The organism is Occultella aeris (assembly GCF_902703175.1).
Classification (GTDB): Bacteria; Actinomycetota; Actinomycetes; order Actinomycetales; family Beutenbergiaceae; genus Occultella; species Occultella aeris.
Window position 1 is genome coordinate 45,917 of the sequence record NZ_CACRYJ010000062.1, and the last position, 21,317, is coordinate 67,233.

Annotated in this window: 17 protein-coding genes; 8 read left to right on the forward strand and 9 right to left on the reverse strand. The window is 71.5% G+C overall.

Annotated features, from left to right (window positions below; all coding sequences use genetic code 11):
- Nucleotides 1–121 precede the first annotated feature (121 nt).
- The 3 genes from HALOF300_RS22030 (at nt 122) to HALOF300_RS22040 (ending at nt 5,788) form a co-directional block, all read left to right on the forward strand.
- Nucleotides 122–2,869: a helix-turn-helix transcriptional regulator gene (locus HALOF300_RS22030; protein WP_156743046.1), complete on the forward strand. Its 2,748-nt coding sequence runs from the start codon at nt 122–124 to the stop codon at nt 2,867–2,869.
- 70 nt (nt 2,870–2,939) lie between these two features.
- Entirely contained in the window at nt 2,940–4,040 is a 1,101-nt protein-coding gene (locus HALOF300_RS22035) for an AI-2E family transporter (protein WP_197522763.1), read from the forward strand.
- Entirely contained in the window at nt 4,037–5,788 is a 1,752-nt protein-coding gene (locus HALOF300_RS22040) for a SulP family inorganic anion transporter (protein ID WP_156743048.1), read from the forward strand. The genes HALOF300_RS22035 and HALOF300_RS22040 overlap by 4 nt, the downstream gene beginning before the upstream one ends.
- 5 nt (nt 5,789–5,793) lie before the next feature.
- Here HALOF300_RS22040 and HALOF300_RS22045 read toward each other — a convergent pair whose 3' ends face one another.
- Nucleotides 5,794–6,000 (reverse strand): hypothetical protein, encoded by a 207-nt coding sequence (locus HALOF300_RS22045; RefSeq protein ID WP_156743049.1) that lies wholly within the window; start codon nt 5,998–6,000, stop codon nt 5,794–5,796.
- A gap of 205 nt (nt 6,001–6,205) precedes the next feature.
- Here HALOF300_RS22045 and HALOF300_RS22050 point away from each other — a divergent pair, with 205 nt between their 5' ends.
- The 4 genes from HALOF300_RS22050 to HALOF300_RS22065 all read left to right on the forward strand — a co-directional run bounded on the left by HALOF300_RS22050 (nt 6,206) and on the right by HALOF300_RS22065 (nt 8,727).
- Nucleotides 6,206–6,703, forward strand: coding sequence for a DUF1269 domain-containing protein (locus HALOF300_RS22050; RefSeq protein ID WP_156743050.1), 498 nt, complete (start codon nt 6,206–6,208; stop codon nt 6,701–6,703).
- A 6-nt stretch (nt 6,704–6,709) separates the two neighbouring features.
- Nucleotides 6,710–7,180: a hypothetical protein gene (locus HALOF300_RS22055; RefSeq protein WP_156743051.1), complete on the forward strand. Its 471-nt coding sequence runs from the start codon at nt 6,710–6,712 to the stop codon at nt 7,178–7,180.
- Nucleotides 7,181–7,206: 26 nt separating this feature from the next.
- Nucleotides 7,207–8,259: a DUF2804 domain-containing protein gene (locus tag HALOF300_RS22060; protein ID WP_231955688.1), complete on the forward strand. Its 1,053-nt coding sequence runs from the start codon at nt 7,207–7,209 to the stop codon at nt 8,257–8,259.
- An 87-nt stretch (nt 8,260–8,346) separates the two neighbouring features.
- Nucleotides 8,347–8,727 carry a VOC family protein gene (locus HALOF300_RS22065; protein ID WP_156743052.1) on the forward strand — a complete coding sequence of 127 codons (381 nt, stop codon included), beginning with the start codon at nt 8,347–8,349 and terminating at the stop codon, nt 8,725–8,727.
- A gap of 36 nt (nt 8,728–8,763) precedes the next feature.
- Here the strand turns inward: HALOF300_RS22065 and HALOF300_RS22070 are convergent, their stop codons facing one another.
- The 6 genes from HALOF300_RS22070 to HALOF300_RS22095 all read right to left on the reverse strand — a co-directional run bounded on the left by HALOF300_RS22070 (nt 8,764) and on the right by HALOF300_RS22095 (nt 18,813).
- Complete coding sequence (locus HALOF300_RS22070; protein ID WP_197522764.1) at nt 8,764–10,842, reverse strand: alpha-galactosidase; 2,079 nt, start codon at nt 10,840–10,842, stop codon at nt 8,764–8,766.
- A complete protein-coding gene (locus HALOF300_RS22075) occupies nt 10,839–11,729 on the reverse strand; it encodes a carbohydrate ABC transporter permease (protein ID WP_156743054.1) in 891 nt (296 codons plus the stop codon). Before HALOF300_RS22075 ends, HALOF300_RS22070 begins: the two co-directional genes overlap by 4 nt.
- Nucleotide 11,730: 1 nt before the next feature.
- On the reverse strand, nt 11,731–12,576 hold the full coding sequence (locus HALOF300_RS22080) for a carbohydrate ABC transporter permease (RefSeq protein WP_231955689.1): 846 nt from the start codon (nt 12,574–12,576) through the stop codon (nt 11,731–11,733).
- 104 nt (nt 12,577–12,680) lie between these two features.
- Nucleotides 12,681–13,994, reverse strand: coding sequence for an ABC transporter substrate-binding protein (locus tag HALOF300_RS22085; protein WP_156743056.1), 1,314 nt, complete (start codon nt 13,992–13,994; stop codon nt 12,681–12,683).
- A gap of 131 nt (nt 13,995–14,125) precedes the next feature.
- Nucleotides 14,126–15,409 (reverse strand): cellulase-like family protein, encoded by a 1,284-nt coding sequence (locus tag HALOF300_RS22090; RefSeq protein ID WP_156743057.1) that lies wholly within the window; start codon nt 15,407–15,409, stop codon nt 14,126–14,128.
- Nucleotides 15,406–18,813: a DUF5107 domain-containing protein gene (locus tag HALOF300_RS22095; RefSeq protein WP_156743058.1), complete on the reverse strand. Its 3,408-nt coding sequence runs from the start codon at nt 18,811–18,813 to the stop codon at nt 15,406–15,408. The genes HALOF300_RS22090 and HALOF300_RS22095 overlap by 4 nt, the downstream gene beginning before the upstream one ends.
- Nucleotides 18,814–18,897: 84 nt before the next feature.
- On the opposite strand from HALOF300_RS22095, the gene HALOF300_RS22100 reads away from it, so the two are divergent.
- Nucleotides 18,898–19,785, forward strand: a complete 888-nt coding sequence (locus HALOF300_RS22100) for an AraC family transcriptional regulator (RefSeq protein WP_156743059.1) — start codon at nt 18,898–18,900, stop codon at nt 19,783–19,785.
- 10 nt (nt 19,786–19,795) lie between these two features.
- Here HALOF300_RS22100 and HALOF300_RS22105 read toward each other — a convergent pair whose 3' ends face one another.
- Complete coding sequence (locus HALOF300_RS22105; RefSeq protein ID WP_154794992.1) at nt 19,796–20,161, reverse strand: VOC family protein; 366 nt, start codon at nt 20,159–20,161, stop codon at nt 19,796–19,798.
- 50 nt (nt 20,162–20,211) lie between these two features.
- A complete protein-coding gene (locus tag HALOF300_RS27640; protein WP_197522765.1) occupies nt 20,212–21,270 on the reverse strand; it encodes a DinB family protein in 1,059 nt (352 codons plus the stop codon).
- Nucleotides 21,271–21,317 lie beyond the last annotated feature (47 nt).

A 21,317-nucleotide genomic window follows, 5' to 3' on the forward strand; every position in this document is an offset into this window, starting at 1 on the left:
GGTGACACGCGGGACGGCTCCGGTTGCACGGATGTGACGCTGTCGCTTGGATGGCTGCCAGGGGGGCGTGCACGAAGCGGTGTGCGTCAGGCAGGATTGGGGACTCGGGCAGGACGCGCGAATGATGTCTGATGGGCCGCGGGACGCACGCGAGGACGCTGAGCGCGCCTTCGCTGATTCGGGCGCAACGAGCGGTCGGCATCCGCTCATCGACCTGGCTGCCCGGGAGGGGACCTCCACGAGGCCCGACGCCGCGGACTCGGCCTGGGCGACGACGACGCCGTCCGCGAAGATCGAGGTCCCGAGCGTCGGTGCGCACCTGCTCGAGCGCAGTGCGCTCATGGACCGGCTGACCGTGTCCGTGGGCGACCACGGGCTCACACTTGTCACCGCACCCGCGGGCTACGGCAAGTCCACGCTGCTGTCGATGTGGTGTGCGACGACGGGCCAGACCGTTGCCTGGTTGACGGTCGACGAGTTCGACAACGACCCGCGCCGGTTGTTCCGTGGCCTGGTCAACGCCCTCCGGACCGCGCTGCGCCGGTCGGGACGATCCGACGGAGCCCGGCTGTCGGCGCTGGTGCCGCGGTACCGGGTGGATCCCGAGCAGTATGACGCGCTGCTGACGGCGCTGGAGGAACTCCGGGCGCCGATCGTGCTGGTCATCGACGACCTGCACGACGTGGATGACGTGGCGTCCCGGGAGGTGGTCGGCCGGTTGATGCGGTTCGCGCCGCCCAACCTGCGGCTCGTCCTGTCCGGGCGGTCGGACCCGAACCTGCCCGTTCACAAGCGCCGCCTGGACGGCGAACTCGGAGAGATCCGGGAGGCCGACCTCTGCTTCAGCCGCGTGGAGGTGGCCGCCCTGGCGGCCCAGGCCGGGCTCGAGCTGGATGTGCCGGACACCGACCTCCTGCTCGAGTCGACCGGAGGCTGGCCCGTCGCGACGCGGATGGCGATCGTTGCGTTCGGCACCTCGACGGACTGGCGGCGGCAGTTCGAAGCGATGAGCGACGCGGCGCTGCCGTTGACCGGATACCTCACGGACGAGATCCTCGGCACCCTCCGGCCAGAACTGGCCACGTTCATCCTGTACGCCACCGTCGGAGACCGGATCCGCGGGGATCTGGCTGCGGTGCTTCACCCGGATGGGGCAGCACTGCTCGAGGAATGCGTACGCACCGGCGTCTTCCTCACTGCGGGAGGCGGCAACGAGCAGGAGTTCCGCTGGCACGCGTTGTTCGCGTCGCAGTGCCGGGCGATCCTGCAGCGCAATGATCCAGAGGCGGCGCTGACACTTCGTCGTCGTGCGGCCCGGTACTGGGCTGGGGCCGACGTGCCGCTCGCGGTCTCGCTGGCTGTGGCAGGGGGAGACGGTCCCTTCGCGCTCGCGTTGGTGCGGGCGCAGTGGCCTGATCTGTTGCTCCGGGGCGAGACGGAACTGCTGCGGCGGCTCTGCGCGCAACTGCCCGGCCCGGAGGTCGACGACGCCGAGATCCTGCTCGTGCTCGCACTGTGTGAGTTCCTCGACCACCGCACCACGAGCACCGCGACGAGGGCGCGGGCCCGTGCCCGGGTCGCGGTGCTGCCGCCGGATCGCGCACGTCACGTCGAACTCGTGGACGCACTGCTCCAGTTGTTCGTGGCCGGCCCGGACCCCGAGGTTGCTGCGGCGCGCGACCGCGTGCGTGAGCTGCTTCCGGTGGACGGCACCGGCGACCGTGCCGTCATGGCGTTCGCGCACTTCCTGATCGGCGAGGCGACAGTGCGCCTGGACGACGATCCGGCCGGTGCTCTGGCGGACCTCCAGCGGGCGGAGGACCTCGCCTCCGGTTGCGATCTGCACGAACTCGCGGCCGCGAGTGCCGCCATGGTGCCGGTTCCGTTGTGGGTCCTCGGTCGCTTCGACGAGGCCGCCCGCGTGGCGCGTGCTGCCGTCGACGGCGGCCGGCGCGCCGGGCGGACAGGTTCCAGTTCGCTCGTCCCGGCCCATCTCGTCCTCGGTGCGGCCGAGTTCTGGCTCGATCACATCGAGCAGGCGCGGGGCCATCTGGAAGCAGCCATCCGGAAGGCCCAGCCCCGGCAGGAAAAGCTCCGCAAGAACGCGGCACTCGCCCTGATGATTGTGGGACTGTCCACCGACGATGCGGCGCTCGTCGAGGTCGCTCGGCAGGCGGGACTGGATGACCCGGAGTCGGACGGCGGGCTCACCGAGCCCTTCGCGGCGATCATGGCGGCGCTTCGCGAGGACGTCTCGGGTCACCCGGACGCCGCTCTGGCCAGGGTCACGTCGATGGACCCCAGCCAGCTCGAGTCAAGCATCCTGGTCTGGATGGCGGATCTGCACCGCCGTGCCGGCACCTACGCAGATGCTCGCGGTGTGCTCGCCCGGATCCCCGCCGCGCGGCGAACAGCACACATCGCGATGTGCGCGAACCTGACCGAGGCCCTCATGTTCGCTGCCGAGGGTGCGGCCGAGGACGCGCATGTGCTGCTCGAGCGGACGCTCCGGACGTCCCTGGAGTCAGAGCTGACGCGCCCGTTCGCGCTGCCCGGACCCGACCTCGCCCCACTGTTGTCCGAGCATCTGGCCTGGGGGACCCAGTACGGCACCCTGGTCGGCGAACTCATCACGCGGATGCGTGATCGGGTCCCGATCCGCCGGTCGCCCTCGTTCTGGGAGCTCACCGAACGGGAGATGACGATCCTGACCTATCTCCGCTCGCCGATGACCGCCGCCGAGATCGGACAGTCCCTGTTCGTCTCGGCGAACACGGTGAAGACGCACATGCGCGCCGTCTACCGCAAGCTCGGCGCGTCCGGGCGGCGGGAGGCGGTCCGGATCGCAGTGGAGCGCGACCTCCTCTGACGGCCCCACCACCGGCCCTCATGCGGATGGGGTGAGTCCAGCGGACGGGCCTCGGCGTACCGTCCAGGAGGTGAGCGCGTCCCTACCTGTCGTGGACCGACGACCACCGCCATGGTTGCCGCGCGCGCTGGCCCAGGTGGTCGTCGCCGCGATCGTGGGGGTGATCGCGTACGGGATCCTCGGCTCGCTCAAGGGGATCATCTCCACGGTCCTGATCGCGTTCGTTCTCGCTCTGGCGATGGAGCCGGCGGTCAACGCACTGGTCCGGCACCGGTGGCGACGGGCCGTGGCGACGGCGACCGTGATGGTGGGCGGACTGGTCGCGGTGGTCGCGCTCGTCACAGTCTTCGGGAACCTGTTCGTGACCCAACTGTTGCAGCTCGTGGCCGCCCTTGACGATGCGCTGGTCGCGGTCCGGGCCGGCCTGGACCCGGCGCTCGCGGACCAGATCCCGGACCGGCAGGCACTCGTGACCGAGGCCCTGGAGCGGTACGGTGCCGATCTCGCCAGCGGGATCCTAGGCATCGGCGGGGTGCTCGCCTCAGGTTTCATCACCGCCACGGGCGTGCTGCTGATCGCCTTCTACATGCTTGCCGCGGGACCCCAACTGCGGATTGCTATCTGCCGGCCGCTGGAGCCCGTGCGGCAGGCGCGAGTCCTCGCGATGTGGGGCATCGCCCAGGAGAAGCTCTCCGGTTTCATCGCTTCCCGCGTCGTGCTGGCGCTCGTCTCGGCCGTCTGCACGACGCTCTTCCTCGCGGTGATCGGCATCGGCTACGCCGTGCCGCTCGGCCTGTTCGTGGGTGTCGTCTCCCAGTTCGTGCCGACCGTTGGCACCTACATCGCGGGAGCATTGCCGATCGCCGTGGCCGGCGTGCAGTCGATCGGGCTCGGCCTGGTGGTGCTCGCCTGGATCATCGCCTACCAACAGTTCGAGAACCTCATTCTCTCGCCCCGGGTCTCTTCCAAGGCGCTCGAGATCAACCCGGCCGTCTCCTTCGTAGCGGTGATCGCGTTCGGTGCGGTGCTCGGGCCGATGGGCGCCTTCATCGGCCTACCACTCGCGGCCACCGCGCAGGCGGTGATCTCGACCTACCTACGCCGGCACGAGCTGATCGATTCGGCACTCCTGCGTGACGAGCCGGTCGCACGCGGGCCCGGACCGACATGACCGAAGGATCCGCACCCGCGCGTCGGCGCCGGCGGCTGCCGCGGTGGAGGGACCTGCGGACCGACATCGTCGCGGGACTGCCGGGCGCGATCTCGTCGGTGCCGGACGGGATGGCCTCCGGAGTGCTTGCCGGGGTGAACCCTGTGCACGGGCTCTACGCGAGCTTCGCAGGTCCGCTGGTGGGTGGACTGACCGCGAGCACCCGGATGATGGTCATCACCACCACCAGCGCGGCCGCACTCGCGGCAGGCTCGGCGCTGGCGACAGTGGCGCCGGAGCAGCGTTCGGACGCGATCATCTGGCTGACGCTGATCGCCGGGGCGCTCATGGTCGTGGCCGGCCTGGTGCGCCTGGGCCGGTACACGAGGTTCGTCTCCCACTCGGTGATGACCGGCTTCCTCACCGGGGTCTCGGTGAACATCATCTTCGGGCAGCTGCCGGACCTGGCCGGCGCCGACGCGTCCGGGGCCGTGGCCCTCCTCAAGGCCTGGGACGTGATCAGCCACCCCGAGCGCATCGATCCCGCGTCCCTGCTGATCGGGCTATCGGCTCTGGCGCTGCTCATCGTCCTCGCCAAGGGACGGCTCGCGATGGTGAGCTCGCTGATCGCGCTGGTCATCCCGACGGCCGCGGTCGCGATCCTCGGGCTCACGGTGGCCGACGTCTCCGACGTCGGCACGATACCGACCGGCCTTCCGCTGCCGCAGATTCCCGATCCCGGCGCGCTCTCCCTCGGTCTGGTCGGTGGTGCGTTCGCCGTCGCTGCCATCGTGCTGGTGCAGGGCGCCGGCGTGGCGGAGTCGGCGCCGAACCCGTCCGGACGGCGTTCCGATGCCAACCGCGACTTCGGCGCCCAGGGCTGGGGAAACGTGGCCTCCGCGGCCTTCGGAGGGATGCCGGTGGGCGGCTCCGTCGGGCAGACCGCGATCAACGTCGCCGCCGGCGCCCGGACCCACTGGGCGTCGGTCTTCTCGGGCGTCTGGATGCTGCTCATCCTGGTCGTCTTTGCGGGACTGGTCGGCCGGGTGGCGATGCCGACCCTCGCCGCGATCCTGATCTACGCGGCGATCGGCTCGCTGAACCCCGCTCGGATCCGCACGATCTGGAGCGCCGGCGCCAGTTCACAGATCGCGCTCACGGCCACGTTCGTGGCGACCCTCGCCCTGCCCGTGGTCGTCGCCGTCGGCATCGGTGTGGCCCTCTCGCTTCTCGTCCAGCTCAACCAGGAGGCCGTGGACCTGAAGGTGGTGCGACTGGAGCGCGACGAGCAGGGTCACCTGATCGAGGGTCCAGCCCCCGTTGCCCTCGCCGCCGGTGACGTCGTCGTCCTCGACGTCTACGGCAGTCTGTTCTACGCGGGTGCTCGCACGTTGCAGGCCCGGCTGCCGGATCCCGGGCTGGCGACCGACGCCGCCGTAGTGCTGCGGCTTCGGGGCCGGACCACCCTCGGGGTCACGTTCTTCACCGTGGTCTCCGACTATGCCCGGCGCCTCGAGATGAACGGTGGGCGGCTCTACCTGAGTGGTCTGGGCGAGGACATGGTCAGGTACTGGGACGAGGAACGGCTCAGCGGTGTGGGGGCGGCCCTCGAGGTGTTCCCGGCCACGGAGGTCCTGGGCGAGTCCACCACGCACGCCATGGAGGCGGCGACCAGCCGACGGGTCAGGCACCGGTCCGCAACGGGCGGCCGACCGGCAGCGGGCGGCGGAACCGAGGGGAACGACCGACGTGAGCCGGGCTCCGGCTGACGCCCTCAGGTGGGCTCGGCATCCGCCGTGCGGACCTCCCTCACGGTCAGACCCTGCGCCGTGAGCGCATGCAGGATTCCGACCAGCGCGGCGACGTCGGGAACCCGGCAGTGCAGGATCGTGTCGCGACCCGCTGCGGTGATCGTGATGTGTCCGAGCGCGGTCACGAGCGCCCGGTCGAGGCGCCCGCGCACCCGGATGTCGTAGCGCATCGCACCTCCCTCGGCCCGTCCGGTCGGCGCCAAGCCTCCTCGGTGCGCGTCGCCCCCGCCTCACGCGTTCCGGACGAAGGTCGGCAACACCGGGCTCACCCGCCAGGGATGAGGCGTCCGGCCGGCGGGCTTCGGACGATGGTGGGGTACAGGCCGGGTTCGGCGCTCGTCCGGGCCGGTCCACCCACCATGAGGAGACTGAAGCATGGCAACGCTGAGTGTTTGGAAGTTCGAGACGGCGCAAGGTGCAGACGCCGCGGCCGTAGCCCTCGGGGAACTCTCGAAGCAGGGCCTGATCACGGTCGACGACTCGGCGACCGTCTCCTGGGAGGCCGGTAAGAAGAAGCCGAAGACGCGCCAGGGCCTCAACACCGCGGGCGTCGGTGCCTTGGGTGGCTCGTTCTGGGGCCTGCTGTTCGGGCTGATCTTCTTCGTGCCGTTCCTCGGGGCGGCCATCGGCGCTGGGATCGGTGCGCTCACGGGGGCGCTGACCGACGTCGGCATCGATGACGAGTTCATCGGCTCGGTCCGCGACCAGGTGGTTCCCGGCACGTCCGCACTGTTCCTGATGTCCGAGAACGCGGTCGTGGACAAGGTGCGGGACAACCTCCAGGCCAGGGGCATCCAGGGCACCCTGATCCAGTCGAACCTCAGCAACGAGCAGGAGGCGCAACTGCGCGAGGCGTTCTCCGAGGAGGCCTGACCCAGCGTGCTGGACGCCGCCGGGGTCGGGGCCGGGCCGATCGTGACCTGGGTCGTCGTGGCCCTGGTACTCCTGGGCCTGGCGGGGATCGCCATCGGCACCGCGTCCCGTCGGTCCGGCCGCGCGGTGCGCTGGCATGACGAGGCGAACGGTCTTGCAGACCAGGGCGGCGAGGTCGTGGACGGGGTGCGGATCTGGGCCGAGCACGCCGGCGCCGCCGGCGCCGAGGTGTGGTCCGACCTGGAGCGCCGCACCGCCGATCTGGCCCGGTCGGCGCAGGAGCTGAGCCAGCGGACCAAGTCCGTTCGTCCGCGGGAACTGGCCGAGCGGGCTGCCGCCACGGCCGGTGCGCTAGCGGGCAGGATGACGGAGTACGCGGGCGCACTGCCCGCTCCTGATGAGGGCATCCGGTCCGAACTCCTCGCCGCCGCGGACGAGCTGGACCGGGCCGTGGCTGCCCTGCGCACGGCGGTGTAGCCGGGCTTCCTGGCTAGAGTGCGCTGGTGAGTCAGATCCCTCCCGGCGTCCCCGGTCGTGCGACGAAGCCAGTCCGCGTCATCGAGCGGGAGCTGACGGCGCCCGTGAACCTGACCCGCCCCGACGGCCGTCTCAACCCCGACGCCATCGGCTGGTGCCGCACGCCGCTGGTCCGCACCGACGGCGTCGGCCGCGGCCGGTACGGCAAGGGCCGCAACAAGCGCTGGGAGTACTGGGCGGTGACCACGCCCACCCACGTCGTGGCCATGACCACCTCGCACATCGACTACGCGGGGGTGCACGGACTCTGGCTGTGGAACCGGCGTACCGGCGCCATCCGAGGGCAGGACGTGATGGCCCCGTTCGCCCCAGGAATCTCACTGCCGGGCACCCTCGGCGAGGGGCCGGCCACCGTGCGGTCCCTGGGCGTGGCGGTCCGCATCGAGGAGGTCGACGGCGGCACCCGCCTGCGTGCCATCGGTGACCGGGTCCGCCTGGACGTCCTCGCACACCGGCCCGCGGGGCACGAGTCCCTCGGCGTCGTGGTGCCCTGGAGCGAGCGGTTGTTCCAGTACACGGTCAAGGACGTGGCGCGGCCGGCGACGGGCCGGCTCTGGATGGACGGCGTCGAGCACAGGCTCGCCGAGGGGCAGTCGTGGGCGACGCTGGACCACGGCCGGGGCCGGTGGCCGCACCGGATGCACTGGAACTGGGGCGCAGGCTCCGGGCGGACGGACGGGCGGGTGCTCGGCATCCAGCTCGGTGGGAACTGGACCGACGGCACCGGGTCGACCGAGAATGCGATCTTCGTGGACGGCCGACTGCACAAGATCAGCGAGGAACTGGTCTGGGACTACGACACCCAGGACTGGCTGCGGCCCTGGCGGGTCACCGGGACCGACGTCGACCTCACTCTGACTCCGGAGCATGACAAGGCCAGTGGAATCGATCTCAAGATGATCTCCTCCTTCACCCACCAGTGCTTCGGCACGTGGTCGGGCCGCGTGCGCGTCGAGGGGCAGTGGCTCCGGGTCGCGGACGTGTTCGGCTGGGCCGAGGACGTCCACCAGCGCTGGTGACCCGGGTCCGCCCGGGTGGGCGGATCTTGACCGCACGATGATGTGGCGCAAGGCTGATCACGCCACTGTGATCGAAGGAGATTCCTCATGAGCGAACCGACACCCGCACCCGTGAACACCGTGACCTGGTGGGAACTGCCGGTCACCGACCTGGACCAGGCGAAGTCCTTCTACGGCGCCGTGTTCGGGTGGACCTTCACCCCGTTCGGCGAGGGATACGAAGGCATCCTGAACGGCTCCGAGATGATCGGCGGGCTCTGGCAGGCGCCCGAACTCGCCCCCTCGGACGGCATCCGGGTCTACGTCAACGTCGCCGACCTCGAGGCGACGCTCGCCGCCGCCGAGGCAGCCGGCGGCACGGTGCGGAACACCCGCGAGGAGGTCGGTGGTGACATGGGCTGGTGGGCGCAGATCGTCGACCCCGGTGGGCGGCTCGTCGGGCTGTGCACCGACAACGCGGCTGCCTGAGCAGGGCGCGGACCTGCTCCGGTTGCGGCCCGTGGCTCACCTGACGCGGTCCAGGACCACCAGATCCGCGTCCGGGGCGACGCGGTAGCCGATCTCCACCCCGGCGCCGGCCGCGTCCGCAGCCGACACGGTCACGTCGCTGCTTCGGACGCGGTAGCTGCCGTCGAGTCCGGCGACCCGCACGCGCTCGCGGACGCCACCCCGCGAGAAGGCGAGCAGCACGACGGTGTCCGCTCCGCCGTCGGGCTCTGTCAGTCGGTACTGGACCACGTACTGCCCGACGGCGGGACTTCCGTGCCGGGTCACGTCACCGTCGAGGATGACGGGCCGGATCTCCCGGTAGGCCGCGATCAGGTCGCGGGCGGTGGTGAGGTCGGTCGGTGACCAGGCGCCCAGGTCTCCGCCGACGCCGAGCACCCCGCACATCGCGACCAGGAACCGGAACGCGAAGCTGGTCGGCTCGGTGTCCAGCTGGTCGGGTTCGTCGGTGGCCCAGGACGCCATCCAGGACGCGCTGTACGCGGACAGGAAACCGTGCTGGATCGCGAGCCGGTCCCGCGGCCCGGTCTCGTCGCTGGCCCAGACCACGTCGCTGCGGGCGAGCACCTCGGCGTCCACCCGCCCGCCCCCGGACGCGCACGCCTCCACGGTCACGGCCGGGAACTCCGAGCGGATCAGGTCCAGCAGCCGGTGGTAGCCGCGGGCGTGCTGGACCGACCATTCGAGACCGTGCGGGTCGCCGGGACGGCCGCCGTCGCCGATCGGGCGGTTCATGTCCCACTTGAGGTAGGTGATGTCGTGCTCACTGAGCAGCCGGCGCAGCATGTCGGCCACGAACGCTTCCACCTCGGGCCGGCCGAGGTCGAGCACGTGCTGGTTGCGGACCGTGACCAGTGGCCGGTCACCGGCGCGATAGACCCAGTCCGGGTTGGCGCGGAACAGGTCCGAGTCGGGGTTCACGCATTCGGGCTCCACCCAGATCCCGAACCGCATCCCCAGGTCCCGGACGCCGTCGATGAGCGGGCCGAGACCTTCCGGGAACTTCGCCGGGTCCACGCCCCAGTCGCCGAGCCCGGCAGCGTCCGAGGTCCGGCCGCGGAACCAGCCGTCGTCCACCACGAACACCTCGGCGCCGAGGTCGGCGGCCCGCTGGGCCAGGGCGAGCTGGTGGTCGGCGCGGACGTCGAAGGTGGTGGCGTACCAGGAGTTGTAGACGACCGGGTGGTGGTGGGCCGAGGCGTCCCGGCGCAGGACGGTGCGTTGGAAGCCGTGCCACGCGCCGGGCAGGTCCGCCGGGTCCGCGGCCCGGATCGCGTACGTCCGTGGCGTCGTGAACGACGCGCCCGGCTCGAGCATGATCACGCCGGTCTCGTCGTCGACGCCGGCGCCGACCCGCACCCGGCCCCGGAACGGGACCGCGTCGACCGTCATCGACCACGACCCGCTCCAGGCGAGCGCCACGGAGAAGGCGGCACCGGCGTCGGGCAGGTCGGTTTCCCTGGCACCGACGGTGACGACTGGCGCGTACAGGTGCGAGGTGAGCCCGGTGCGCGAGCCGATCGCGAACGTGCCGGCGGGCAGGTCGACGGTGACCGGCGTGAACTCCCGGCTCCAGGCTCCAGCCAGGGCGCCGATCCGCGCGCCGGGGCCGACGGGCAGCTCCCAGGAGCCACCGAATGCACGGGTGAGCCGGATCGGCACGGCGGAGGTGTTGACGATGTCCGCCCACTGGGCCACGGCGCCGTGCCGGGTGTCGGACTCCACGAACAGCGTGGCCAGCACGCCGCCGCCGGGATCGGCGTGCTCCGCGGCGAGCCGGGTGCGGGTGCCCTCCCGGGTGAGCCGCACCTGCCCGAGCCGCAGGCGCGCGCCGGTGCGCCCGTCCGGCCGCTCGATCAGCAGGTCCGCGCGCTGGACCTGGCGGGTCCCGGCGGCGGTGAGGGCCAGCGGGGTCACGTCCGCCTGCGTCTCGACCGCGACCCGCGCGGGCGGCGCCCACCGGGCACCGGCACCCCAGCGGTCCAGCAGGATGCCCTCCCCGCCGGGGGATGGGAGGTAGGCCAGCTCGGCGTCCGCGGTGCGCAGCAGCCACGGCCCCTCAGTGTCGTCGCTCACTTGCTGGTCCCCACCATCAGCCCGGACACGAACTGCTTCTGGAAGATGAAGAACACGATCGCGGTCGGCACGGCCGCCATGATCGAGCCGGCCGCGACGACGTTCCACTGGCTCACGAACCCGCCCTGCAGGTTCAGCAGCGCCGCCGTGATCGGGAAGTTCGTCTCCGTGCGCAGCACCGTCATCGCCCAGATCAGGTCGTTGAAGATCCACGTCGTGGCCAGGGCGGTCAGCGCGGCGAGGGAGGGCCGGCACAGCGGGAGGACGATCTGGGCGTAGATGCGGATCGGGCCGGCGCCGTCGATGCGAGCTGCCTCGAACACCTCGTCCGGTAGGGAGCGCATGAACCCGTGCAGCACGAACGTGTAGAAGCCCAGGCCGAATCCCACCTGCACGACGACCAGCGCGAGCAGGCTGTCGTAGATGCCGAGGCCCTCGGCGATCTTGGCGACCGGGATGAGCAGGATCTGCGGAGGGAGCAGGTTGCCCGCGAGCATGATCAGCAGGATCGCGTTCCGGAACGGGATCCGGTACCGGCTCAGCGCGTAGGCGGCCATGGACGCCAGGAACAGCGAGACGATCACCGCGCACACGGTCACGATCACGCTGTTGCGCAGCGCACCGGCGATCCCGCCCGCGGACAGTGCCGTGGCGAACCCCTCCCAGCTCAGGGAGGTGGGCAGCGCGGACAGCCCGCGGGCGACGATGTCGTCGAACGAGCGGAACGCGACCACCAGCACGAACACCATCGGTGTGATCCAGGCCAGGGTGAACGGGATCATGAACACGTGGAACCAGGGGGAGCGGGACCCGATGGCCCGACGGCGGTGGTGAGCCCGGGTGGGCAGGTCGCCGGGGTTCTGGGTACTCGGGACGAGTGCGGCCATGTCAGTCCTCCTGCCGGATCGAGCGGACCAGGTACGAGATGATGAACACGATCGCGAGGGCGAAGATGACCACCGCGATCGCGGATCCGTAGCCCAGGTTCACGAGCGTGAAGCCCTGCTCGAACATGTACGTGCTGAGCAGCTGGGTGCTGTTGTACGGCCCGCCGCGGGTCATCGCCCAGACGATGTCGAACGTGCGCAGCGAGTCGATCACGGTGACCGCGAACACCACCGCGTTCACGCCCTTCAGCTGCGGCATCACGATGGAGAAGAACCGCTGGCGCCGGTTCGCGCCGTCCATCGCGGCGGCCTCCTCGAGGGCCGGGTCCACGCCCTTCAGCCCGGCCAGGTAGAGCACCATGATGTAGCCGACCTGCCGCCAGACGGCTGCGATCAGTACCGCGTACAGGGCGACGTCCGGGTCGGCGAGCCACTGCCGCTCCCAGGACTCGAGGCCGAGGGCGGCCAGGGTCGTGTTCACCAGGCCGGCGGGGGAGTACATGACCCGCCAGAACAGCCCGGTGACGGCGAGGGAGAACACCATCGGCAGGTAGATGGCGCTGCGGTAGATGCCGATGCCCCGGCCGGGCCGGTTCAGCAGCACGGCCAGGATCAGGCCGCCGAGCACGGAGAGCCCACCGAACCCGATCACCCAGATCACGTTGTTGCGCAGGGCCGTGCGGAACACCGGGTCGTTCCACAGGTCGACGTAGTTGCCGAAGCCGACCGGCTCGGCCGCGCCGATGCCGTTCCACCGCGTGAACGAGAGCGAGAACGAGTTCAGGGCGGGCCAGAACACCCAGAACACCTCGGCGGCAAGCGGCACCAGCAGGAACAGCCAGACCACCCACGGCACCCGCCGCAACACCGAGCGCCGGCGTGGGCCCGGTGGGGCCGACCGCGCCGAGGCCGCCGACCCTGCCGGACCCACGGCCGTGGCGCTCGGGCTGCTCACTGGTCCCAGACCCGTTCGGCTGCTGCCTGCCAACCGGCGAGGATGCCCGGGATGTCGGACGGGTCCGCGAGGAACCGGGTCAGTGCGTCGTCGGCGGTGCTCTGCAGCGCGTCCGAGGAGTCCCGGTTGAAGAACTGCGTGATCTCCTCGGTGTTCTCCAGCAGTTCGATGCCCTTCTGCACCAGCGGGCTGAACCCGGAGCTGTCCACATCCGGGCTGGTGGGCAGGTTCGAGGAGGCGGACTCGGCGATGAACTGCTGCTGAGCCTCCGCCGATGCGAGGTAGCTCAGCAGTGCCTTCGTGGCATCGACGTTCGTGGTGTTCGCGCTCGCGAAGTAGCCGTCCGTCGGCGCCTCCTCGGCGCTGGGCACGTCCGGGTTGATCGGCGGCACCGAGAAGAAGTCGATGTCGTCCTGCTGGTCCTCAGGGAAGAACTGGGTGACGAACGCCCCGATCAGGTACATGGCCGATTCGTTCTGGATCATCGGGGTGACCGCCTCCTGGTGGGAGTAGGAGGCCATGTTCGGGTCGAAGTAGGGGATCAGCTTGGCGTACTCGGTGAGCACGGCCTCCACCTCGGGGTCGGTGAACGCGTGCTCGCCCGCGAGGAGCTCGCGGTGGTACGCCGCGCCGTTGATGCGCAGGTTCAGGTAGTCGAACCAACCGGAAGCCATCCAGGGGGTCGAACCGATCCCGTTCGCGAGCGGGTTCACGCCCAGGCCCTTGAGGGTCTCGCAGAGGGCGAGGAAGTCGTCCCAGGTCTCCGGGATGCTCACGCCCCACTCGGCGAAGGCGCTCTTCTTGTAGAAGACCGACCACCAGTAGTAGTTCGTCGGGACGAAGATCTGGGAGCCGTCCTCGGCGGTGGACAGCGACTTCAGCGCCTCGGAGAACCCGGCGCAGGCGCCGTCGCCGGTCCATAGGTCGGAGACGTCGAGCAGCAGACCCTCGGCGGCGTAGTCACGGGCCACCGATCCGGCGTACCAGGTGAGCACGTCCGGCGGAGTGCTCGAGGTCAGGTACGTCGACAGCTGCGCCCGGAACTGCTCGATCGCCACCGTGTTGAGGGTGACGTCGCCGTCGTAGTCGGCGATCACCAGTTCCAGGGCCGCCTTCGGTGCGGGGTCCGACAGCGAGGACTGCAGCGTCACCGGCCCGGCGGCGTCACCGGAGCCGCCGTCGCCGGAGCCGCTCGTCTCGCCGCCGGAACCGCCGCCGGAGCCGACGCAGGCAGACAGCAGGCCGCCGGTGCCCAGCGCTGTGGCGCCGAGCAGGAATCCTCGGCGGGTGTAGTCGGATGTGGTGCTCATCTTCGACCTCCGGTGCGCCGTCGTTGGCGCTGGTTGGGGTGCGGCCGGCCGGTTGGCCGGAACCTTGGGGGTGGTGGTGTTTGGGGGCTGATCTGTGGTGCGCTGAGCTGTTGTCTGCTCGGGTGTGGCGCTCAGCCGGTGAAGAGAGCGTTCGCCTCCTTCTGCAGAGCGACGTCGGCCCACATCGGGTGCTGTGGCGCGGCGTTCGAGCAGACGATCGAGCCCCAGGCGCGGACCCGCGCTGATTCCGACATCGCGAACCGGCAGAGCTGAGCACCGACCGGACCTTCCTCGAACTGCCCGTGCAGCGGGGTGTAGCCGACCCAGCCCTCACCGAACACGAGCGGCAGGCCGCGGCGCTCGGCGTGGTCGGCGGCCACCTCGAGCCACAGCGTCAGCTTCTGCGCCATCGCGAGCCGGTGCTCGCCGTAGTGGTCGTAGAGCCAGCGGTCGATGGTGGCGGCGTCGGCCCAGTCGTGCACGTAGATCTCCGGCTTGGCCACGATCATCGCGTCCAGGCGCCACGCGTGCTCGGGCGGCAGGCCCCAGTCGCCGATGTCCGGGGCACCGGGGCGGAGCAGGTCGCGGCGGGCGGCCTCCTGCGGGAAGTCTTCGACGGGGCCGCGCATGCCGTAGGTCTCGATCAGCGCGTCGAGCACCCCGTAGATGTACGGGTGCACCACCAGCACGTCCAGGTTCGCCGGGATGGACCGCATCACCGCGACCGGCACCTGGGCGTAGTTCACGGTCACAGGGACCTCCGGCTGGAGCTCGTGGAAGGCGTCCAGGCCGCGCTCGAGCCGGGGCGTGAGGGCCACGATCGCGTCGTCGCCGCGGGCGTCCAGCCCGGCGGTGAGGTGCCCGATCTGGACCTCGTTGTGCAGCTCGACGAACGCGACCCGGTCGGCCAGGTCGTGGGACGCGAGGAGGTCGATCAGGGCGGCGTGTGCACGGGCGAGCTCGACCGCCCGGTCCTCCGGGTCGATGGCGTGCAGCGCCCGGTACCAGTCGGGTTCCGCGGCGAACGCGGGGCTCTGCTGGTACTCCCAGGAGGAGACGATCACGTAGCAGTCATGGCGTTTCGCGGCCCGGAACAGCTCGAGCAGGTGCTCCCGGGCATCGATGGTGGTCTCGGTGGCGACGTCGTACCAGCGCACCTGCTGGGCGTAGCCACCGCCGAGCGGACCGAGCCGCAGTGCGGTCGTGTCGAGCCCGGACCCGAACAGCAGGTAGGGCATCGCGCAGATCCGGATCGTGTTGTACCCGCGCTCGACGGCGCCGGCGAACGCGGCGTCCAGGTCCTCGAACGGCTCACCTGGTCCGGTGCGCACGAACCAGGAGAAGTCCCAGAGCGTGATGGTGAGCTTGCCCGGCAGGTGGGCGGCCGTCGGCACGGGGCGGTACGGCTCGGTCATGGGCGGGCTCCTTCGGTGACGGCGGTGAGCAGGTCGTGGGCGTCGGTGTGATCGGGCACCTCGCGCAGCAGGTGCTGCAACCGCCCGACGGCGGAGGTCTCGTCGCGCCCGAGCACGTCCAGTTGGGCGCGTAGGAACTCCAGGCGCTGCGCCTGGACATGGTCCAGGTCCGGGGTGAACAGCAGGAGCTGCGGCAGGGACGTCGCGAAGTAGTCGATCCGGGCGTGGGTGCCGGCCTGTTCGTGGACGTAGTCGGCGAGGTCCGCGGCGAGGCTGTCGGCCTGCGCCGCGTGGCCGAGCCGGCGCAGCGCGAGCACGGAGTGGTACGTCGCCTCGCTGTGCCGGGACGCGCTCATCGTGCGGAAGTCGCCGACCTGCTCGGCCGCGATCGCCCAGGCGCGCCGGGCGGCGTCGGTCTCGCCCGCGGTGGCCGCGGCGTCCCCGGCCAGCAGCTGCAGCCCGGCCGTGGTCGCGAGGGGGTGCCGAGCCTCACCGAGCGACGCGGGGGAGTCCAGCGCCTGCGCCACCAGGGCGCTGGCAGCATCGGCGTCCCCGGTGGCGAGCGCTCCTCGGGCCAGGACCGCGCAGCTGCGTTCCCAGGCCCGCAGCACCTCGCCCTCGCCGCCCTCCCAGGGCTGGAACGCCCGCCCGGCGAGCAGGCCGTGCGCTTCCTCGGCGCGGCCGGCGGTGATGAGCAGATGCGCGAGCACGACGGTCAGGTCGTCGCGCTCGGCGACCAGGTCGCGGGCGCCCTCCAGGACGGCGAGGCGCAGTGCGGGGTCGACGGCACGCCGGGTGTCGAGCTGGTCGCTCTCGAAGAGCAGCCGGGCGTGCCCGGGCGCGAGGGCGCGGGCCCGGTCGTAGGCGTCGCGGGCGCCGTCCAGGTCACCGTGGGTGTTCACCACTGCCAGGCCGATGTTGCGGTGCACCACGGGGTCCCCGGGATCCGCCGCGGCGGACCCCCGCCACGCCGTGAGGGCGTCCGTGGTGCGGCCCATCGCGTACAGCCAGTGCCCCAGGAGCGCGAGGGCGGTGGCCTGCGCCGGGTGGCGGGTCAGGGTCTGCGTGAGCATGACGGCATCCGCGAGCCGTCCCGGGAAGCACCACGCGCGGGAGGCGGCATCCGCTGCGTCGAGCTCGCGCCGCTCGGCCTCGCTGTCCCCGCGGGCGGCGTGGATGGCCGCCGCGTGCAGGTGCAGCAGCGGCTCCGCGGCCGGCTGCCCGGGCACCCGGTCGCGCTCGCGGTCGAGCGCGACGCCGAGGACCCGCAGCGCGTCGTGGCCGGCACCGATGCCGGCGTACTCGAGGGCGACGTCGAGGCAGGTCTGCGCGTCGCAGGTGAGGTCGGCGCCGGCCACGTCGCGGCTCCACCAGTGCAGCCCGTCGAGGTCCGTGACACGGCTCAGTTCGGTCTCGGCATTCCGGTCGGCGCCGCCGCGCAGGATCGCGGCCAGCGTGAGGGCCTGCAGATGCTCGGGCTCGACACGCAGAACGTCGGTGAGGCGGTGCAGCGCGGCGGCCGTGCGACCCGCCGCGGCGTCGATCCTGGCCATTTCGTAGCCGGCTGGGGCTCGCCACGGCCGGTTCCACGAGGCCCTACCGAACGCGTCGTAGGCCTCGTCCGACTGGCCGCGCAGGGCGAGCACGAGGCCGAGGTGGTAGAGCGCGGTGGCGTCCGGGGCGGTGGGGTGGAACGCGGTCAGGCGGGCGACGGCGGCGCGCAGGTGGGTCTCGGCCTGCGCCAGGTGGGCCTGGCGCAGGCGGCGGATCCCCACGGCCGTGTGGGCGCCGGCGTTGCCGGGATCGCGGCGCAGCGCTTCGGCCCAGTACGGCTCGGGGGAGCGGGTCGCGTGCCGGTACTGCTCCAAGTGGCCGGCGATGTCGAGGAGTTCCGCCACGCTCGCCACCTCCTCCGGCGGCGCGGGCTCCCGGGCGGGTTCGGCGAGATCGGGGCCGGCGGTGGTGGCCGTCTCCTCCCCGGCGCCGGGTTGCGGGCGGGCGTACTCCACGAGCACGACGTCACCACAGACCACCCGGACCGTGACGGGACCGGCCGCGACGCCGTCGGGCAGGTCGGCCTGCCACAGCGCCGGGGCGCCGGGGTCGATGTCGGTGACCGTCTCGGCCACGACGCGACCTGCGCCGTCGAGCAGTTCGATCCGGGACCCGGGACGGCGGGCCGTGGTGACGACGCCCACATGCGCCCCGCTCTCGGTGACCCTCAGGCGGACCGCAGCTTGCGCGGTCGCCCGGTTCGCGGGGCCGATCGCCGGCAGCGGGTACCAGCACTGCTCGAAGACCTTCGTCTCACCGGGGGCGAGGAACGCGAAGTCGGGCTGGTTGTCGGTGAACACGCCGGCCATGAGTTCGACGTAGGCGGAGTCGTCGTCGGCGAGGTTGCGGCCCCAGGCGCGTCCGAACGCGGAGTTGCCCCAGGTCCACTGCTTCTTCCCGACGGCGATCTGACGGTCGGCCACGTGCGCGAAGCCGATGCCCCGGGCGTGGTCGTAGCCGCCGAAGAAGTCCTCGGCACTGTGCGTGACCATGTACGACGTCGGGACCGGGATGTTCTCCCACCAGTCGATGCGGTCGCCGGTGACGGCCTCGCCGTCGCCCGCGGTGAAGCTGCGGTCGCGGCGAGCCGGGTAGTCGATGTCGTAGTAGGGGCGGTCCGCCGCGGGGAAGGCCGTCACGGCGCGCTTGGCGTGGTCGGCCACGACGTGGACGTCCTCGGGGAAGAACGACTGGTAGTCGGAGCCGGCTCGGGCCGCGACGTTCGCCCACCACAGGAACGTCTGGGTGAGCGGGGTGCGGTTGTACAGGCGGACCCGCAGCTCGATCGCGGAGCTGCCCGGGCGAAGCCTGACTCCGTGCATGCCCTTCATCCGCTCGAACGGGTCGTGGTCGGAACACCACACGGTCACGGACCCGCCGCTCTCGTGCTCGATCTCGACGTCGGTGGGCAGGAATGTCGCGGGCCGGTGGTGCTGCGGCCAGTTCAGCTCGATGCCGCCCGCGATCCAGGGCCCCGCCAGGCCGACGAGGGCCGGCTTGATCGCTGGGTTCCCGTAGAACAGGTCATGCCCGGTGGTGCGGTCGATCGCGAGGTGGATGCGCCCGCCGAGCTCAGGAAGGACCAGGAGCCGGATCCACTCGTTCTCCAGGTGCACCGCGTCCCAGTCGTGCTCACGCGGCTCGGAGGCGATCCGGTCGTGGAACGGCAGCGGATACACCCGCCCGGACGAACCCTGATAGACGCGAGCGTCGAGGTAGGCCGGCAGGTCCGACGGCGGCGCCGGCAGATGGGTGCGCATGGTCAGCGGCGCGCGCCACACGGCGACGTCGGCGCCGGCCTGGTCGGCGGGGCGGTCCGGGAGATCGAGCAGAGGCTCGGCTGTGAGCATGTCTCGACCATAGGCAGCGTAGGGTCGATCGGGGAATGTCCGATCGGCCGGACTTCCTGGACGATTCGATGGCAGGCTGGTCCCATGGTGACGTACACGAGGGATGGCTTCCCGGGTCAGCGGATGCGGGTGCTGCCGCGTCCGCTGGTCGGCGAGGCGCTGACCGTGGGGGTCACCGAGCGGCTGCTCGCCACCGACGCCGGGTACTTCCCGCACGCGGCGAACCATGGACGATCTCGGCCGAAGGGGGCGCGCGAAGCCGTGGTCCTGGTATGCACAGAGGGCCGTGGTTGGTGCGATGTCGGTAGCTCGACCGAGGCGATCGGGGTCGGTCAGGCCCTGGTGCTGGCGCCCGGCACGGCGCACCTGTACCGGGCGGACCGGGCCGACCCCTGGACACTTTGGTGGTTCCACGCCGCCGGGTCGGACGTGCTCACGCTGCTCGGTCCGATCGTCGGCGGGGCCGGCCACGCGGTCGTGGACCTGCACGATCCCGCGCGCATGGTGCACTCGATGGAGCAAGTGGTGCAGGCGCTCGAACGGGACGAGACCCGCCCGGCACTGATGGCCGCGGCCGGGGCGGCCTGGAACACCCTCGCCCAGATCGGGGCGGACCGCTTGGCCGGGCCGCGCAACGAGGCCGGACCGGTCCAGCGGGCTCGCGAGTATCTGCTCGAGCACCTCGACTCCCCGGTCCGGATCCCGGATCTCGCCGCGCACGTGGGCCTGAGCGCCTCACACTTCGCGGCGCTGTTCCGGCACGCCACCGGCGGCGGCGTCCTCGAGTACGTCAAGAGCATCCGGATGGCCAGGGCCCGGGTGATGCTGATGACCACGAGCCGGACCGTGGCCGAGGTCGCCCGGGAGGTCGGGTATCCGGACGCGTTCTACTTCTCCCGCCAGTTCCGGGCGGTGAGCGGCTCGAGTCCGTCCCAGTTCCGCCAGGCGTCGCGGGCCGATCACGTGTCGTGAGAGTGGTGCGTCACGGGTAGCGGCCGGCGGACAGGTCGAGGAGTACGAGGTCGTTGCCGAACGGGTCGGTGACCACGGCGATGCGGCCCACGGGGATCGCCTCGACCGGCCGGCGCACGGTGGCGCCGGCCGCGACCAGGCCCGCCACCGCGGCCGGGACCGCGTCGACGAGCCACGCCGGCGCGTACGGAGCGCTTGTCGTCAGCACGAGTTCGGTCTCGGTGTCCGGCAGGCGCAAGCCGGCCTGCCCGGTGGTCTCGTCGCGCCACAGGAGTTCGTGTCCGAGCGCGCCGGCGTAGAACGCGAGGCCGGTCTCGAGGTCGGGGACCGGGATCGTCACGCAGTCGACTGCGCGGAGCACGGGGCCGGTGGTCATGCTCAAGTGTGCGACCGAGCGCCGACATCGTCGGTGAGGGGGGAGCGGGCTCAGCCGGCCCGGAAGAACAGGTAGCAGGCGTAGCACGCGATCCCGAGCCAGGCGAGACCGTTCGTCGTGGTGCGCTTGGCCCGCAGAGCCCAGGACACGGCGACGCCGGAGACCAGGAGCCAGCACAGCGAACTCGCCCACCGGGTCACGAAGCCCGAGAACCCGGCCGCGTCCGAGTCGGGCGTGGCTACGGCGAACAGCACCGAGAGCGCCAGCGCGATCACCCCGAGCGTCAGGCCGACGGCCAGCCGGTGCTCGTGTGCGAAGCGCTGGATGGGCGGCAGCTCCCTGGCGGTCTCGCTCGGCGTGCTTGCGGCGTCGGGGGCCGCGACGGCTTCCTCGCCGGTTTCCGGGCCGGCGCCGGCCGACCCTTCGCCGACGGAACCGTCCTCGACCACGCGAGGGCCGCCGTCGGCCGCGTCGTTCTCGGTAGCCGAGACGGCCGCGAGGCCGGCCACAGACTGGGCGGACGGTCCTGCTGCACGGGCACCGACACCTGCGCCTGCGTCGCCGCCCTCGTGGCCGGCCCGGCCCTGGGTGACATCCCAGGCGTGGTGGACCAGGTCATGGATCAGGTACTGGGCGAGGGTGAGCACGGTGAATACGGAGCCGTTGCTACGGAGCCCGGACCGGGTCGCCTGCTCCGGCGTGACGGCATCGAAGTCCGAGGCGAGCGAGGCGCCGCGCCGCTGGAGCTCCAGCGAGACGTCGTGCGGCTCCAGCTCTCCGTAGCGGCCGGCCACGGCAGTGGCGTCCTGGTCCCAGTTCGGGAACAGCGGGTCGTCCTCGGTCAGCATGAGGTCCAGGCGCCCGGCGAACACCTCGAAGACGTCGCGGACGTGGGCGGCGTACTCCAGGGTGGACCAGGTGCCCGGGTCCGGCCGCTCGCGCACGTCGGGGCGGTGCAGCACCTCTGGCCAGAGCGGTATCTGCGCCCGGATCGCCCCCGGGACGTCCGCCAACGTGATCGCGCCGGCGTCGAGGCCACACTCCGGGCACCGGCGGTCGAGCACCCAGGTCCAGTCCTTGTCGTCTCCGGTGATCCCGTTCTCACTCACGGACACAACCGTAGACGCCCTACCCACCTGGAGCCCGCCTCCAGGGG

Bases quoted from the DNA above. Each gene is read 5' to 3' on its own strand.
- HALOF300_RS22030 (WP_156743046.1), top strand. From the start codon at position 122: ATGATGTCTGATGGGCCGCGGGACGCACGCGAGGACGCTGAGCGCGCC.
- HALOF300_RS22040 (WP_156743048.1), top strand. From the start codon at position 4,037: ATGACCGAAGGATCCGCACCCGCGCGTCGGCGCCGGCGGCTGCCGCGG.
- HALOF300_RS22045 (WP_156743049.1), bottom strand. From the start codon at position 6,000: ATGCGCTACGACATCCGGGTGCGCGGGCGCCTCGACCGGGCGCTCGTG.
- HALOF300_RS22050 (WP_156743050.1), top strand. From the start codon at position 6,206: ATGGCAACGCTGAGTGTTTGGAAGTTCGAGACGGCGCAAGGTGCAGAC.
- HALOF300_RS22065 (WP_156743052.1), top strand. From the start codon at position 8,347: ATGAGCGAACCGACACCCGCACCCGTGAACACCGTGACCTGGTGGGAA.
- HALOF300_RS22075 (WP_156743054.1), bottom strand. From the start codon at position 11,729: ATGGCCGCACTCGTCCCGAGTACCCAGAACCCCGGCGACCTGCCCACC.
- HALOF300_RS22085 (WP_156743056.1), bottom strand. From the start codon at position 13,994: ATGAGCACCACATCCGACTACACCCGCCGAGGATTCCTGCTCGGCGCC.
- HALOF300_RS22090 (WP_156743057.1), bottom strand. From the start codon at position 15,409: ATGACCGAGCCGTACCGCCCCGTGCCGACGGCCGCCCACCTGCCGGGC.
- HALOF300_RS22095 (WP_156743058.1), bottom strand. From the start codon at position 18,813: ATGCTCACAGCCGAGCCTCTGCTCGATCTCCCGGACCGCCCCGCCGAC.
- HALOF300_RS22100 (WP_156743059.1), top strand. From the start codon at position 18,898: ATGGTGACGTACACGAGGGATGGCTTCCCGGGTCAGCGGATGCGGGTG.
- HALOF300_RS22105 (WP_154794992.1), bottom strand. From the start codon at position 20,161: ATGACCACCGGCCCCGTGCTCCGCGCAGTCGACTGCGTGACGATCCCG.